Annotated in this window: 15 protein-coding genes; all 15 read left to right on the top strand. The window is 53.8% G+C overall.

Going from position 1 to position 14410, the window contains the following annotated elements; genetic code table 11:
- Positions 1 to 104: 104 nt before the first annotated feature.
- The 15 genes from EGT74_RS07000 to EGT74_RS06930 all read left to right on the top strand — a co-directional run bounded on the left by EGT74_RS07000 (position 105) and on the right by EGT74_RS06930 (position 14238).
- Complete coding sequence (locus tag EGT74_RS07000) at positions 105 to 1247, top strand: ABC transporter permease (protein WP_123845802.1); 1143 nt, start codon at positions 105 to 107, stop codon at positions 1245 to 1247.
- A gap of 60 nt (positions 1248 to 1307) precedes the next feature.
- Positions 1308 to 1745, top strand: a complete 438-nt coding sequence (locus EGT74_RS06995; protein WP_123845801.1) for a hypothetical protein — start codon at positions 1308 to 1310, stop codon at positions 1743 to 1745.
- 104 nt (positions 1746 to 1849) lie between these two features.
- On the top strand, positions 1850 to 2917 hold the full coding sequence (locus EGT74_RS06990; protein WP_123845800.1) for a glycosyltransferase: 1068 nt from the start codon (positions 1850 to 1852) through the stop codon (positions 2915 to 2917).
- A gap of 53 nt (positions 2918 to 2970) precedes the next feature.
- Positions 2971 to 3318 (top strand): gliding motility protein GldC, encoded by a 348-nt coding sequence (gene gldC / locus EGT74_RS06985; RefSeq protein ID WP_123845799.1) that lies wholly within the window; start codon positions 2971 to 2973, stop codon positions 3316 to 3318.
- Between the two features lies 1 nt (position 3319).
- Positions 3320 to 3772, top strand: a complete 453-nt coding sequence (locus tag EGT74_RS06980) for a GatB/YqeY domain-containing protein (protein WP_123845798.1) — start codon at positions 3320 to 3322, stop codon at positions 3770 to 3772.
- Between the two features lie 12 nt (positions 3773 to 3784).
- A complete protein-coding gene (locus EGT74_RS06975; protein ID WP_123845797.1) occupies positions 3785 to 4324 on the top strand; it encodes a CvpA family protein in 540 nt (179 codons plus the stop codon).
- Between the two features lie 71 nt (positions 4325 to 4395).
- Positions 4396 to 5181, top strand: coding sequence for an alpha/beta fold hydrolase (locus tag EGT74_RS06970; RefSeq protein ID WP_123845796.1), 786 nt, complete (start codon positions 4396 to 4398; stop codon positions 5179 to 5181).
- 110 nt (positions 5182 to 5291) lie between these two features.
- Positions 5292 to 5954: a CBS domain-containing protein gene (locus EGT74_RS06965; protein ID WP_158618042.1), complete on the top strand. Its 663-nt coding sequence runs from the start codon at positions 5292 to 5294 to the stop codon at positions 5952 to 5954.
- A gap of 44 nt (positions 5955 to 5998) precedes the next feature.
- Positions 5999 to 7474 (top strand): POTRA domain-containing protein, encoded by a 1476-nt coding sequence (locus EGT74_RS06960; protein WP_123845794.1) that lies wholly within the window; start codon positions 5999 to 6001, stop codon positions 7472 to 7474.
- Entirely contained in the window at positions 7475 to 8365 is an 891-nt protein-coding gene (locus EGT74_RS06955; protein ID WP_123845793.1) for an NAD kinase, read from the top strand.
- A gap of 191 nt (positions 8366 to 8556) precedes the next feature.
- The gene (porG, locus tag EGT74_RS06950; RefSeq protein WP_123845792.1) at positions 8557 to 9420 is read left to right on the top strand and encodes a type IX secretion system protein PorG; all 864 of its coding nucleotides are present in this window, start codon (positions 8557 to 8559) and stop codon (positions 9418 to 9420) included.
- 141 nt (positions 9421 to 9561) lie between these two features.
- Positions 9562 to 10323 carry an isoprenyl transferase gene (locus tag EGT74_RS06945; protein WP_123845791.1) on the top strand — a complete coding sequence of 254 codons (762 nt, stop codon included), beginning with the start codon at positions 9562 to 9564 and terminating at the stop codon, positions 10321 to 10323.
- A complete protein-coding gene (locus EGT74_RS06940; protein ID WP_123845790.1) occupies positions 10304 to 13048 on the top strand; it encodes a BamA/OMP85 family outer membrane protein in 2745 nt (914 codons plus the stop codon). The genes EGT74_RS06945 and EGT74_RS06940 overlap by 20 nt, the downstream gene beginning before the upstream one ends.
- A gap of 69 nt (positions 13049 to 13117) precedes the next feature.
- Positions 13118 to 13633, top strand: coding sequence for an OmpH family outer membrane protein (locus tag EGT74_RS06935; RefSeq protein ID WP_123845789.1), 516 nt, complete (start codon positions 13118 to 13120; stop codon positions 13631 to 13633).
- Between the two features lie 59 nt (positions 13634 to 13692).
- The gene (locus tag EGT74_RS06930; RefSeq protein WP_123845788.1) at positions 13693 to 14238 is read left to right on the top strand and encodes an OmpH family outer membrane protein; all 546 of its coding nucleotides are present in this window, start codon (positions 13693 to 13695) and stop codon (positions 14236 to 14238) included.
- Positions 14239 to 14410: the final 172 nt, after the last annotated feature.

Here is a 14410-nt window from a genome sequence, read left to right as displayed (position 1 = left end):
CTGCAGCGTTGAGATTCGTGTGATATGAAAGGTTGCTAACGGACACGGATAAATGAACCTCCGCGCAGGGAAAATTCGCCCGATTGCTTTAACTTGTAGGCCTCATGAGCAGTTCCGCATCATCTTTTCAACAGCAGGCATGGAAGCGCTTACGGCGTAACAAAGGTGCTATGGCCGGTTTGGTGGTGATTGCGCTGGCCCTGCTGGCCGGCATCTTTGCCTACTTCATCGCCCCGGATCATACGCCTTACGCCAACGGCATGGTGCTCGAAATCAGCGGGCAGAAACCCGGTTTCAAAATCGACATGCTGGCGTTGCGGAAGGCGCAGGAACCTCCGCGGCGCAGCTGGTTTCACCGCCTCGTGTACGGGCAGGAAGCCGCCGTCACCGTCATTCCGCTGAAAGGCTGGGCCTTCGCCGGCGACTCGATCCGCGTGGAGCAATACGTGGATGAAGCCACCACGCTGACCCAAAGTTACGCACTGGCGCAGGTGCTGTACGGAAAAGACAGCGTTATCACCGACCTGCCCGCCGCGCAGCAAACCGTGCGCGAAGAACATCTGCAAACGCGCCGTTACTGGCTGGGCACAGACAAATTCGGCCGCGACATTCTCAGCCGCCTGCTCGTTGGCACGCGCGTAAGTCTCAGCGTAGGCAGCATCGCCGTGATCATTTCCCTCACCATCGGTATTTTCCTCGGCGCCGTGGCCGGCTACTTCCGGGGCGTAACGGACGATGCGGTGATGTGGCTCATCAACGTGATCTGGAGCGTGCCCACGCTGCTGCTGGTTTTCGCCATCACGCTGGCGCTCGGCAAAGGTTTCTGGCAGGTGTTCGTGGCCGTTGGCCTCACCATGTGGGTGAGCGTGGCCCGTATTATCCGCGGCCAGGTGCTGGGCCTGCGCGAGCTGCAATTCGTGGAAGCCACCAGGGCGCTCGGGTACGGCCATGTGCGCACCATCTCCCGTCACATTTTGCCCAACATCCTCGGCCCCGTTATGGTCGTGGCCGCCGGCAATTTCGCCACCGCCATCGTGGTGGAGGCCGGCCTCAGCTTCCTCGGCGTGGGCGTACAGCCCCCGCAGCCGTCGTGGGGGCTGATGATCAAAGAAAACTACAACTTCATCATCACCCACAATCCCCTGCTGGCACTCGCGCCCGGCTTCGCCATCATGCTCCTGGTACTGGCGTTCAACCTGTTGGGGAACGGCCTGAGAGACGCGATGGACGTGAAGGGCCGCATATAAGAAATAATTTGAATAGAAGCGTTATTTGTTATAATTTCGGGATACTGAACCATATCGTCTATGCCCTGTAAACAATATTTGCTGGTTTTCTTCGCTGCCTGCCTGCTGGTGGCTGCGGGCTGTAAAAAGAAAAAGAAAGACGTGCCCGATCCCGTCGATCCCCCCGCCCAGGAAGCTGAACTGGTGGCCACGATACCCGATATTTACCTGAATGAAGACCGGAACGCCGCACAGGGCGCCACACTGGCTATCAAGGTGAAAATCACCTCCACGCCGGCGCCGCCGTCCGGGGTGACCATCACCGTTACCGCACTGGACCCCGCGGGGCAGCCCATCCCACAGAACCCGGCGTTCGTCAGCACCACGCCCGAAACGACTGTGACGCTCATCAACCTGCCCAGCCTGAAAGTGGCCAGCATCGTGGTGACCGTTACGTCCAAAACCAAACCTTCCAATAGCAAACAATTCCGCTTCGGCGTGCTGAACAAAGCGCCCTGAACGGCATGAAAAATATGACCGGCCTGTTTCCTGCCACCGCGGAGAACAGGCCTTTCTTTTCCATATTTTCCATAGGTTTGTGATCTTTCGAACCGGATCTGAACATGAGAATAGCCATCAATGCCGTACCCCTGCTGCAAGACAGACTTGCAGACACCGGGAATGTGCGGACCGAAATATTATACAACCTGTGCCGGCTGCACCCCGATGTGGAGTTCGTGCTGATCAATAACCGCCCCCTGCCGCCGCAGCGCCCTTTGCCTGCCAACGCACGGATAGTGGAACTGAAGCCGCTGGCAGGCGGAAAGCTCGGGCGTTACCTCTGGCGGGAAATGCAGTGGCCGCGTCAGCTGAAAAAACTCAGGGCAGACAAAATACTGTGCATCGACGATGTGCTGCCCGTGCCGGAAGGCATGCCCGCCCACCTGCTGCTGACCCGGGATGCCGCGGTGCTCGATACCGTATCCGCTTCCAAAAACATCCGCCGGTACACCGGTATCGCGTTGTTTTCCGCGTTCATGCGCGAGCAGCTCAACCAGCGGTTCGGCGGGCTCGACGGGCGCACCCTGCAACTGCAGCCCGGTGTGGCGGACGTGTTCAAACCCGTCAACTGGGAAGAAAGGGAAGACATCAAACGCGAGTTTGCCAGCGGCATGGAGTACTTCATTGCGCTGGGCAGCATCGACCCTTCCAATAACATCATTCCGCTTCTGAAAGCTTTTTCCATGCTGAAGAAGCGGCTGCTGTCGAGCGTAAAGCTCGTGCTGGCCGGGCAGATGACCGATGCCGGGGAAGACATCGCCGAAGCGCTGCACTCCTATAAGTTCCGCGACGACGTGATATGGGTGCAGGAGCCCGACGATGAAACGCTGGCCCGGCTGGTGGCCGCCTCTTATGCCCTGGTGCATACCGCCGGGGCCGATGGTCTCGCTGTACCCGTGTATGCGGCACAGCGGTGCGACGTACCGGTAGTGGCGCTGTATGCCGGCGCCGCGCCCGAAGCCGGCGGAGACGCCGCGCTTAACGCCCTCCCGGCCGATATTACCGACCTTTCCGAGAAGATGGGCGCGTTGTACAAAGACGAACTGCTCCGGGGCCGGTTACTCGCCCATATCACCCGGGTGCCGGGCTGGGAAGAAGCCGCAAAGGCCCTCGGTGGCAGCATTATCTGAACATGCCCGCACAAAAGCTTATTTTTGCCCTCTCAAATCATTTATAAAAAAGTATGACAAAGAAATCTACCATACAGATCCAGGTGGGGCTCGACGAACAAAGAGTGCCTGAATCGATCGAATGGACGGCTACAGACAGCACGCAGGATAAAATGAATAAAGCCAAGGCCATGATGGTGGCTTTCTGGGACGGGGCAGACAAAACCGCGCTGCGCATCGACCTGTGGACGAAAGAAATGATGGTGGACGAAATGGCCGATTTCTTTTACCAGACCATGATGACCATGGCCGACACCTACCAGCGCGCCACGCCCTGGGCCGATCAGGCGAACGACCTGCGGGCTTTTGCCGCAGATTTTTACAAAAAATTCGAAGAAAAACTCAAAAAGGAGAACCCGTAATATGTCATTAGAACAAAACATCAACGGCGCCATCAAAACCGCCATGCTGGCGAAGGCAGAAGCTGAATTGCGTGCGCTCCGCGCCATCAAGGCAGCAATATTGCTGGCCAAAACTTCCGAAGGCAGCACTGGCGAACTGACGGAGGCCGACGAGCTGAAGCTGCTGCAGAAACTGGCGAAACAACGGAAAGATTCCCTTGAAATTTTCACCCAGCAGAACCGGGCCGACCTGGCGAAGAAAGAAGAAGAAGAACTGGCCGTGATTGAGCGGTACCTCCCCCAGCAAATGGACGAGGCCGCCCTGCGCGCGGAACTGACGGCTATCATCGCTTCGGTGGGCGCTGCTTCTCCCGCAGATATGGGTAAAGTGATGGGGGCAGCCACCAAACAGCTGGCCGGCAAGGCCGACGGGAAGGCGATTTCCGCGATGGTAAAAGAATTACTGACCAAATAACGCGTTGCGGCCTTGGCCATCGACATTATTTTTGCCATTATACTGGCATTTGCCGTTTACCGGGGTTTTACGCGCGGCCTGATCGTGGCCGTGTTCTCCCTGGTGGCATTTGTATTGGGGATGGCCGCGGCGCTCAAATTGTCGGCCGTACTGGCTGCATACCTCGCCCAGTCGGGCATGCAGGGGCGCTGGTGGCCGGTGATCTGTTTTATCGTGATATTCCTGGCGGTGGTGATACTGGTTCGCCTTGGCGCCGCCGCCATCGAAAAAGTGGTGCAGTGGAGCATGCTGGGATGGGTTAACAGGCTGGGCGGCATCCTGCTCTATACCGCCGTGTTCATGGTGGGGTACAGCGTACTGCTCTGGCTGGCCAACCAGTTGTACTGGCTTAGTCCCGAAGTGAAGCTCCAGAGCGTCGTATATCCCTATATCGAGCACCTGGGCCCGAAGGTAATGGAACAAATGGGACGCATTTTGCCGGTTTTCAGGGACGTTTTTGCCGAACTGGAAGCTTTCTTCGAAAATGCAGCCCGCGAAATGCCGGTTCAATAGCGCCGTTTTAGAAATTATTTGAATTAAGAAAAAGAATTATTTTAGCGCAAAATTGACTTCAAGCTTAGGTAATGAATTACGAAATCAAAACACAGGGCAAATTTAAATACATCGAAGAAGGAGAAGGGGAACCGGTGATTTTGCTGCATGGCCTTTTCGGTGCCCTCAGTAATTTCAGCGGCCTCCTGGAGTACTTCAAACAATACAATAAGGTTGTCATCCCGATGTTGCCCTTGTTTGACCTGAATATCCTGGAAACCTCCGTAGGCGGCCTGGCCAAATACGTTCACAAATTCATCGAAACCCGCGGTTATACCAATTTTCACCTCATGGGCAACTCCCTGGGAGGGCACGTGGCACTGGTGTATATCCTCAAACACCCGGAAAACGTAAAATCGCTCATCCTCACCGGCAGCTCCGGCCTGTTCGAAAACGGGATGGGTGAAACCTATCCCAAACGAGGCGACTATGAATATATCCGCAAAAAAACCGAACTCACCTTCTTTGATCCGGCAATGGCTACGAAAGAACTGGTAGACGAAGTGTTCGAGATCACCAGCAACCGGCTGAAAGTGATCAAAATCATCACCCTGGCCAAATCCGCCATCCGTCATAACCTGGGCGACGAGCTGAAAACCATACAAACACCCACCCTCCTCATCTGGGGGAATAACGATACCGTAACGCCGCCCATGGTAGGGGAAGAGTTTCACAAGCTCATCCCCAACTCGGAACTGCATTTTATCGATAAATGCGGCCACGCTCCCATGATGGAAGTGCCCGACGAATTCAACGTCATCATGCACGACTTCATGAAAAGGCTCAACGCCGGGGCGGTGAAGCCGAAAGCCGTATAACCGCTCATCCATACTGCATTGCCATTGCTCCGCGATTCTGTAATTTTTACCTGCAGTTTCGCGGTATTGGAATATTCTTTGTTATTATTGTAGGAGAAACACGATCTATTATGTTGGCACAGGAACTCATTTCTACCGTGGTGCCGGTGCTTCATCCCATGGATACCGGTGCAAAAGCATTACGACTGATGAATGAATTTCATTTGACGCAATTGCCGATGGTAGTGGATAATAAGTACCTGGGGCTTGTGGAGGAAGACCAGGTGCTGGATTGGGAAGATCCGGACCTTTTACTGGAAACGCTGAACGGAAACGCTTTTAAACCCGCCATTACCGAAGGCGCCCACTTTTACGAAGCGCTCAAATTATTTTACGACCAGAAACTGTCGGCCCTGCCCGTGGTATCGCGCGAGAACGATTACCTCGGCATGATCACGAAGGACAACCTGCTGGCCATCCTCGCCCAGTACAACGGCGTCAAGGAACCGGGCGGCCTGCTGGTGCTCGAAGTGGAACCGCGCGATTACAGCCTCAGCGAGATCGCCCGCATCGCCGAAAGCAACGAAGTCACCTTGCTCAGCGTCAATACCATCACCAACCCGAACTCCGCCAAACTCGAAGTGCTCCTCAAAACCAACCGGCAGGAGCTCCAGGGCCTCGTGGCCACCTTCGAGCGGTTTAATTACACCATCAAATACATGTTCAGTGAAGAGCTGGAAGAAGATCTGCTGAAAAAGAACTACGACCTGCTGATGAACTACATCAGCATGTAGTTGCCGTAAAAGCCTTATTTTTAAAGCAGAACCTACAATCCTGCATGCGCACTGTATTCTTTTATATACGTACCCGGCGGTACGGATGCTTTTTCTGCTGGGCCGTATGGGCACTGTTGCTGGGCATCGCCATGCCCACAGCCGCGCAGGTGCCGGACACGACCGTCACTCCCTCCGCTCAGCCGCTGGCCGTAGTACAGGATTCGGGTTATGTGATCGTACGCAACGTCGCCGTCAGCGGCAACAAAAAAACACGCACGTCCATCATCCTCCGCGAATTACCCATCAAACCGGGCGATACGGTATATCTCCGCACGCTGGCCGAAACGCTCGAAGCGGGCCGCAAGCAGCTGCTCAATACCTCGTTGTTCCTCAACGTGTCTGCCAACGTAAAAAACTGGGAAGGACAGCAGGCCGATTTTGTATATGAAGTATGGGAAAGATGGTACCTCTTCGCATTCCCCATCTTCAAACTGGCCGACCGTAACTTCAACCAGTGGTGGGTGGAGCAGAAACGCAGCCTGAACCGCGTCAATATCGGCGTCAAGGCGTTCCAGGACAACCTTACCGGCCGTAACGACGATATCTATGCGGATGTGACGGTGGGCTACACGCAGAAGTTCCTGCTCGGCTACAACCTGCCGTACATCGACCGCAAGCTCAGGCAGGGCCTGGGATTTGTGGTGTCCTACAGCCGTAACCGGGAGATCAATTACATATCCGATTTCAACAAGCAGCAGTTTTTCCGGCAGGATGATTTTTTACGGCGCCAGTTCGCACTGGGCCTGAACTACACTTACCGGAAGGCCATTTCCACCCGCCACCAGGTGGCCCTGAATTATTACCACGAGTCCGTGAACGATTCTGTAGCCCTCAAAAACCCCGATTACCTCGGCGGCGGGCGCACGGAAATGGGCTACCTCGAATTGTCGTATCGCCTCAATTACATCAAGGCCGATAGCTGGCAATATCCGCTGGTAGGGCAGTCGCTCTACGCCGAGGCCACGCGTACGGGATTCGGGCCGCTCAGCGGGCTGGAATATTTTAAATTCCGCGTCAAAGGCGCGAAATACTGGGAGCTGGCCCGCAAAACCTACGGCGCCCTCAGCGTGCTGGGGCAGGCCAAATTCTCCGACAAACAGCCCTACATCGGCATGCGGGCCATGGGATACGGAGACGACTATCTCCGCGGGCTGGAATACTACGTGGTGGACGCTACGAGTTATTTTATCTTTAAATCCACCCTGCGCCGCGAGCTCCTGAACTTCAAGGTGCACCTTCCCATCGTACCCAAAAAATTCAGCAACCTGCCCATCCGCGTACTGGCAAAAGCGTACGGCGACATGGGTTACGGCTATGCCCGCCGTGTGCGTAACGGCATGCTCAACAACCGCATGTTGTACACCACCGGTGTGGGGCTCGACGTGGTTTCTTTCTACGATACCTGTATCCGCTTTGAATATAGCATCAACCAATTGGGAGAAAAAGGACTATTTTTACACGCTAAACTGGATATGTAAATGCATGTAGCCCTTTACAGCCGCGGTTTTGTCAAGGAAGATCTGGAGGATATAAGACTATTGCTGGATGAACTGAGCCGTCAGGAAATTACCCCCGTGGTGTACGAGCCCTTTTTTAAAGAGCTCCGGCCGCATGTACAATTCCCCGCCGATACCGATACTTTTTCCAAAGCAGCCGACCTCGACGGCCGCATCGAGTTCCTGGTGAGCCTGGGTGGAGACGGTACCCTGCTCGATACCGTTACGTATATCCGCGACAAAAATATTCCCGTGATGGGGGTCAACTTCGGCCGCCTGGGCTTTCTGGCCAGCATCGGGCGCGAAGAGATCCACGAAGTGGTCAATTCCCTGGTAAGCCGCAGTTACGTGGTAGACCGGCGGACGCTCATCCATCTCGATGCCAGTTCCCCGCTGTTCGGGGAGGTGCCCTATGCCCTCAATGAATTTACCATCCACAAAAAGGACACCTCCGCGATGGTGAAGATCCATACCTACCTGAACGGGGAATTCCTCAATACCTATTGGGCCGACGGGCTGATTGTGGCCACACCCACCGGTTCCACGGGATATTCCCTGAGCTGCGGCGGGCCCATCGTATTTCCCGAGGCCGGCAGTTTCGTGATCACCCCCGTTGCCCCGCACAACCTGAATGTACGGCCCATCGTGGTGCCAGACGATCATGTGATTTCATTCGAAGTGGAAGGCCGCAGCGACCAGTTCATCTGTACCCTCGATTCCCGGATGGAAGTGATCGACAACCGGGTGCAGCTGGCCGTCAAAAAAGAAGACTTTTCCATCAACCTGCTGCGGCTTAACGAAGGCAATTTCCTGCACACCCTGCGAAACAAACTGCTTTGGGGCATCGATACCCGTAATGCAGGAAGAAAATAAGTTATACGAAGCGGGCCATGCGAAACGTTTATACCGCATGCGAGGCGTTGAAAGCGGGTATTGACGGAAGGAAGTGCGCACGATAAACGATTCTCCCACAAGCTGTTGTGAATACGAAGCGGTGCCCGGCCTTTGAAAATTCAGGGGCCGACAGATGAAAAAGGCTTATTTTACGTTTTTACTGGTACCTTATGCTGTATACGCGTATTCATTGGAAGGTTTTGCTGACGGCCTCACTCTGGCTGGCGGTTTTGCCATTTAACAAAGTTTCGGCCCAGAACGAGGAAAGTTACGTCGGCGAGCTGGGTTTCACGGCCGGCGGAGCCCATTACTTCGGCGACCTCAACACCCATATGGGCCTGCAGGCCACCAAACCCACCGTGGGCATCTATTACCGCAAATATTTCAACGGCTATGTGGGCGCCAGGGCGCATTTCCGCTTTATGCAGCTGGGTTATTCCGATGTGTACAACGCCAACAGCTTCCAGAAACGCCGCAACCTGAGTTTTAACACCGAACTGTATGAGCTGGCGGTTCAGGGGGACTTCAACTTCTTCCGCTTCGAGCCGGGCAGCGACGCCTACCGGTTTTCGCCGTACCTCACCCTGGGCGCATCGTTTTTCCACTTCAATCCCTACGCATATTATCAAAATAGGAAATATTTCCTGCAGCCCCTCCGTACCGAAGGGCAGGGAACCAGCCGCTTCCCCGACCGGAAGCCCTACCAGCTGTACTCATACGCCTACCTGATCGGCGGCGGCGTTAAATACAGCCTCAACCGCCGCCTCAACCTCGGCGTGGAATGCCTGTTCAGATTCACCCAAACCGACTATCTCGACGACGTCAGCACCACCTATGCCGGAATAGACGCCTTCGCCACCAAGCCCGACGGCAGCAGCACCATCGCCGCCATTTTGCAGGACAGAAGCGGGGTTACCGGGGCGCCCATCGGGGAAATGGGACGGCAGCGCGGCAACAGCCGGGATAAAGACCAGTTTGCCACCATCGAGGTCACCCTTGGCATCCTCTTCACCTCTTACCGCTGTAAGTTTTAAGCCCTAAAATGCGCTCCCAGCCGTGTTTCCCGTTAAAACTACGTTAAAACCACCCCGTCCCCTTTGCCGGAAAGGGCATAAAGTTATTTTTGTATCTTTGCACACTTTTAGTAATTCTGTTTTAACACGACCTGAATAGTCATGAGTTTGAAGGATCAATTAGACCTGCAACGACTGCCCCGCCATATTGCCATTATTATGGACGGTAATGGCCGGTGGGCCAAAGAACGGGGGCAGGACCGCCTTTACGGTCATCATCAGGGAGTGGAAAGTGTGCGTGATATCGTGGAGGGCTGTGCCGAACTGGGCATCGAATACCTGACACTGTACGCCTTTTCTACAGAGAACTGGGACAGGCCCGTATATGAGGTGAACGGCATCATGGAGTTGCTCGTGACCACCATCCGCAAGGAGGTGGAAACACTGAATAAAAATAATATACGTCTCCACGTGATAGGGGACATGACCATGCTGCCCGCGCATTGCCAACAGGAATTGCAGGAAGCCATGGATATCACCGCGCCAAACACCGGGCTCAACCTCGTGATGGCACTGAGCTACAGCGCACGCTGGGAAATTCTGCAGGCCGCCCGCAACATCGCCAGGGATGCCAAGGCAGGCAAAATCAATCCCGACGAGCTGACGCCCGAAATGTGGGAAAAATACCTATGCACCGCCAAACTGCCCGATCCTGAACTCATGATACGGACCAGCGGCGAACACCGTATAAGCAATTTCTTATTGTACCAGCTGGCCTACGCAGAACTGTATTTCACCAATACACGCTGGCCTGACTTCCGCAAGGAAAATCTGTACGAAGCCATCTTAAATTATCAAACCAGAGAACGTCGATTCGGCAAAACAAGCGAACAAATACAGCAGAATGAAGAAATCGTTTCCTAAAAGCCTCCTGGCCGTAGTTTTATGTTGCAGCGCGGGCGTATCTGCGCGTGCCCAACAAAGGGATACTGTTCCCGTACCGGTCACCATGCCGGCGGATATCAGCCCTTTTTCCCTGGGCAACCCGCAGCAATTTGAAATCGCCGATATTGCCGTAACCGGTACAGAATTCCTTGATAAATCATTACTGCTCTCCCTCTCAGGCCTCGCCGTAGGCGACAAGGTAGTGATGCCCGGCGACCACTTCGCCAAAGCCATCCAGGGCCTGTGGGGACAACGCCTGTTTTCCAACATCGCTATCTACATCACTAAAATAGAAGGCAACAAAATATGGCTGGAAATCGCCCTCGTGGAGAAACCCCGTATGTCTTCCTTCGTTTTCAAAGGGGTTAAAAAATCCGATGCGGACGAACTGACCACCAAAGCCGCCCTCCGCAAAGGCAGCGTGGTGACTGAAGCCCTCCAGCAAAACACCCTCGCCGTGGTGCGCAAGTTCTACGCCGAAAAAGGATTCCGCAACGTGACCGTACGCATGGAAGAAAGGAAAGACCCGCCGCCGGCCATCAACTCCGCTTCCGTGATATTCTGGGTAGATAAAGGCAACAAGGTAAAAGTGAACGATATCAACATCGTTGGCAACTACAACGTGTCCGATAACGCGCTCAAGAAAAAAATGAAGGGCACCAAGGAAGTTTCCCGCTTCACCCTCTATCCTGAAATGGCCAACGCCTGGACTGACAGCATGGCTACTTCAGACGATTACTGGAAAGAAATGGGTTTCCTCTCCGCCACCCGCACCCTGCAGAAAATCGACCCCTACTTCCGCTTCCACCTCTTTTCCTCTGCCAAGTTCAACGACATTAAATACACCGAAGACAAGGAAAAACTCATCGCTGTATATAACTCGAAAGGTTTCCGCGACGCGCAGATCGTGAAAGATACCACGTACAACTCCGCCAAAGGCAACCTCAACGTGGAAATCAAGCTCGAAGAAGGTAAAAAATATTATTTCGGTAACATTACCTGGAGAGGTAATACCGTATACAACGATACCATCCTGTCACGCGGCCTCGGCATCAAAAAAGGCGACGTGTACAACCTGGAACTGCTGGGCAAACGCCTGGGCAACCCTCCCGGTCCTGAAGGCGGCGACATCGGCAGCCTTTACATGGACGATGGTTACCTGTTCTTCCAGGTAGACCCGGTGGAAATCGGTATCCGTGGAGACACCATCGATTACGAGATCCGCATCCAGGAAGGTCCGCAGGCTACGATCAAGGATATACGCATCGCCGGTAACGAAAAAACCAACGAGCACGTTATCCGCCGTGAACTGCGCACCCTGCCCGGCGAGAAATTCAGCCGCCAGAACCTGATGCGCTCACAGCGTGAAATTTCACAGCTCGGGTTCTTCAACCCCGAAACCATCGGTATCAACCCCGTGCCTAACGTACAGGAAGGTACCGTGGACATCGACTACAAAGTGGAAGAAAGGGCCAACGACCAGCTGGAGCTGTCTGCGGGCTGGGGCGGTTACATCGGTCTTACCGGTACCCTCGGCGTAACCTTCAACAACTTTTCCCTGCGTAACATCTTCAAAAAAGAAACCTGGGATCCCTTGCCCAGCGGCGACGGCCAGAAGCTGAGCGTGAGGGTATCGTCCAATGGTAAAGCATACCGTTCTTACAACTTCTCTTTCACAGAGCCCTGGCTGGGTGGTAAAAAACGGAACCCCTTCTCCGTAAGCTTCTACAGCAGCCACCAGAGCCCGTACGCCATGGCCAAATATTACGGCCAGACGGTGGAAAACGAAAACGCCTACCTGAAAGTAATGGGTGGATCCATTTCTCTCGGCAAACAGCTCCGCTGGCCCGACGACTGGTTCTCGCTCATGTACTCCATCCAGTACCAGCGTTATAAACTGTGGGACTACAACTACTTCGGCATGCCCGGTTTTGAAACCGGTACTTCCAATAACCTGAGCTTCCGTATCACGCTGGCGCGTTCTTCCGTGGATCAGCAGATCTTCCCGCGCAGTGGTTCCAGCTTCATGGTGTATGGCCAGTTTACGCCGCCGTACTCTGCGTTTAACCGCGACAAGGACTATAAAGCAGAGCCCATTGCAGAACAGTTCAAATTCATCGAATACCAGAAGTACCGTATGAGCGCCGAGTGGTATGTGCCGCTGAGCCGCCCCCGCGGTACCGACAATAAATCGCTGGTGCTGAAAGTGGCCGCCAAATTCGGTTACCTCGGCCGCTACAACAACCGCACAACGCTTTCGCCCTTCGGCCGCTTCGAGCTGGGTGGCGACGGTTTGAGCAACTTCGCCGTGTACGACAGGGACATCATTTCCCAGCGCGGTTACCCGGTATATTATACCTCCAATCCGAAACTGAACCCGGATGGCGGCGGTGTGCCGGCAGGTTACTCAGGTTTCACCATGTTTAATAAATACGTGATGGAACTGCGTTATCCGTTCAGCCTCAACCCGAGCTCCACCATCTTCGGCCTGATATTCCTGGAAGCCGCCAACGGTTACCGCGACTTCAAAGAATACGATCCGTTCCGTCTCCGCCGCTCTGTGGGCGTGGGTGCGCGCTTCTACCTGCCGATGTTCGGCCTGCTCGGTTTCGACTATGGCATAGGATTGGATAGGTTAAGGCCGGGCGCAGGAATGAAGGATGCCGCTAAATTTACCTTCATGCTGGGCTTTGAACCGGAATAAAATATTTATTATATATTGCGAAACCTCCTGAAACGGAGGCGGCAGTATAACCCAACAAACCTTATTCACATGAAAAGATTTTTCGTCACTGCGTTTTTAGTAATAGGCTCCGTTATGGGAGCGCTGGCACAGAAGTATTGTGTGATCGACACCAAATACATTCTCGAAAGCATCCCCGATTACAAGGATTCGCAGAAAAAACTCGATGCCATCGCAGAGCAGTGGCAGAAAGAAATTGACGCCAAGTTCCAGGAAGTAGACAAGATGTATAAATCTTACCAGGCCGAGCAGGTGATGCTCACCGACGACCTGAAGCGCAAGCGGGAAGATGAGATCATCGCAAGGGAAAAAGACGCCAAGGAGCTGCAGAAGAAACGTTTCGGATACGAAGGCGATCTGTTCAAGAAAAGAGAGGAACTGGTAAAACCCATTCAGGATAAAATTTACAATGCCGTGCAGAAGCTGGCCGCCAGCCGGATGTACGACTTTGTGCTGGACAAGTCGGGCGGTGTGACCGTGATTTTTTCGGATCCTAAACTGGACAAGAGCGAAGAAATATTAAAATCCCTGGGCGTTAAAAAATAACGAGTCATTTCTTTACCTATAACTTTTTTAATTTCTTTTAAACACAAGACAACATCATCATGAAGAAGTATGTAATTATTGCATTTGTTGCATTCACCGGTTTATGCAGTGTGAAGGCCACCGCACAGTCCAAAATCGCGCATATCAATGCTCAGGCTCTGATCGAGGCCATGCCGGAAACCAAAAAAGCGCAGACAGAAATAGAAACATTTGCACAATCACTGGAAAAAGAGAGCAAATCACTGATCGACGAATATAACAGGAAAATGAAGGCTTTCGACGACGAACTGGCCAAAACGCCCAACATGAGTGAAACCATGAAGGAAGTAAAAGCCAAAGAAATCCAGGAAGCGCAGAAACGTATCCAGGACTTCCAGCAGCTGGCCCAGGAAAAAATCGGCCAGAAACAGAACGAACTGCTGAAACCCGTATACGATAAAGCCCGCAAAGGCATCGAAGACGTAGCGAAAGAAAAAGGGTACGCTTATGTACTGGACAGCTCTCAGGGCTCCCTGCTGGTTTCTCCCGCAGGCGACGACATCCTGTCTGCCGTTAAGACCAAACTGGGTGTGCCTGCCACAGCAGCGCCCGCACCCGCTAAATAAGCGATAGTAATACGAATTTGACCGGGAAACCATGCAGATGGTTTCCCGGTTTTTTATGGGTGATAAGGTGGGAAATGGGATGGGAGAAGACGCACAGGCGCTCTTAACAACGGCAAACCACCTGAATACACCCTGATTTGGCCGCTTACGGGCTTAGCAAGCGGCAACCGGA

This window comes from Chitinophaga lutea (assembly GCF_003813775.1).
GTDB classification, from domain to species: domain Bacteria; phylum Bacteroidota; class Bacteroidia; order Chitinophagales; family Chitinophagaceae; genus Chitinophaga; species Chitinophaga lutea.
This window is presented reverse-complemented; position numbering and strand designations above follow the sequence as displayed.

Coding starts and splice junctions, on each gene's coding strand:
- EGT74_RS07000 (WP_123845802.1), top strand. CDS start 105: ATGAGCAGTTCCGCATCATCTTTTCAACAGCAGGCATGGAAGCGCTTA.
- EGT74_RS06995 (WP_123845801.1), top strand. CDS start 1,308: ATGCCCTGTAAACAATATTTGCTGGTTTTCTTCGCTGCCTGCCTGCTG.
- EGT74_RS06990 (WP_123845800.1), top strand. CDS start 1,850: ATGAGAATAGCCATCAATGCCGTACCCCTGCTGCAAGACAGACTTGCA.
- gldC (WP_123845799.1), top strand. CDS start 2,971: ATGACAAAGAAATCTACCATACAGATCCAGGTGGGGCTCGACGAACAA.
- EGT74_RS06980 (WP_123845798.1), top strand. CDS start 3,320: ATGTCATTAGAACAAAACATCAACGGCGCCATCAAAACCGCCATGCTG.
- EGT74_RS06970 (WP_123845796.1), top strand. CDS start 4,396: ATGAATTACGAAATCAAAACACAGGGCAAATTTAAATACATCGAAGAA.
- EGT74_RS06965 (WP_158618042.1), top strand. CDS start 5,292: ATGTTGGCACAGGAACTCATTTCTACCGTGGTGCCGGTGCTTCATCCC.
- EGT74_RS06960 (WP_123845794.1), top strand. CDS start 5,999: ATGCGCACTGTATTCTTTTATATACGTACCCGGCGGTACGGATGCTTT.
- EGT74_RS06955 (WP_123845793.1), top strand. CDS start 7,475: ATGCATGTAGCCCTTTACAGCCGCGGTTTTGTCAAGGAAGATCTGGAG.
- porG (WP_123845792.1), top strand. CDS start 8,557: ATGCTGTATACGCGTATTCATTGGAAGGTTTTGCTGACGGCCTCACTC.
- EGT74_RS06945 (WP_123845791.1), top strand. CDS start 9,562: ATGAGTTTGAAGGATCAATTAGACCTGCAACGACTGCCCCGCCATATT.
- EGT74_RS06940 (WP_123845790.1), top strand. CDS start 10,304: ATGAAGAAATCGTTTCCTAAAAGCCTCCTGGCCGTAGTTTTATGTTGC.
- EGT74_RS06935 (WP_123845789.1), top strand. CDS start 13,118: ATGAAAAGATTTTTCGTCACTGCGTTTTTAGTAATAGGCTCCGTTATG.
- EGT74_RS06930 (WP_123845788.1), top strand. CDS start 13,693: ATGAAGAAGTATGTAATTATTGCATTTGTTGCATTCACCGGTTTATGC.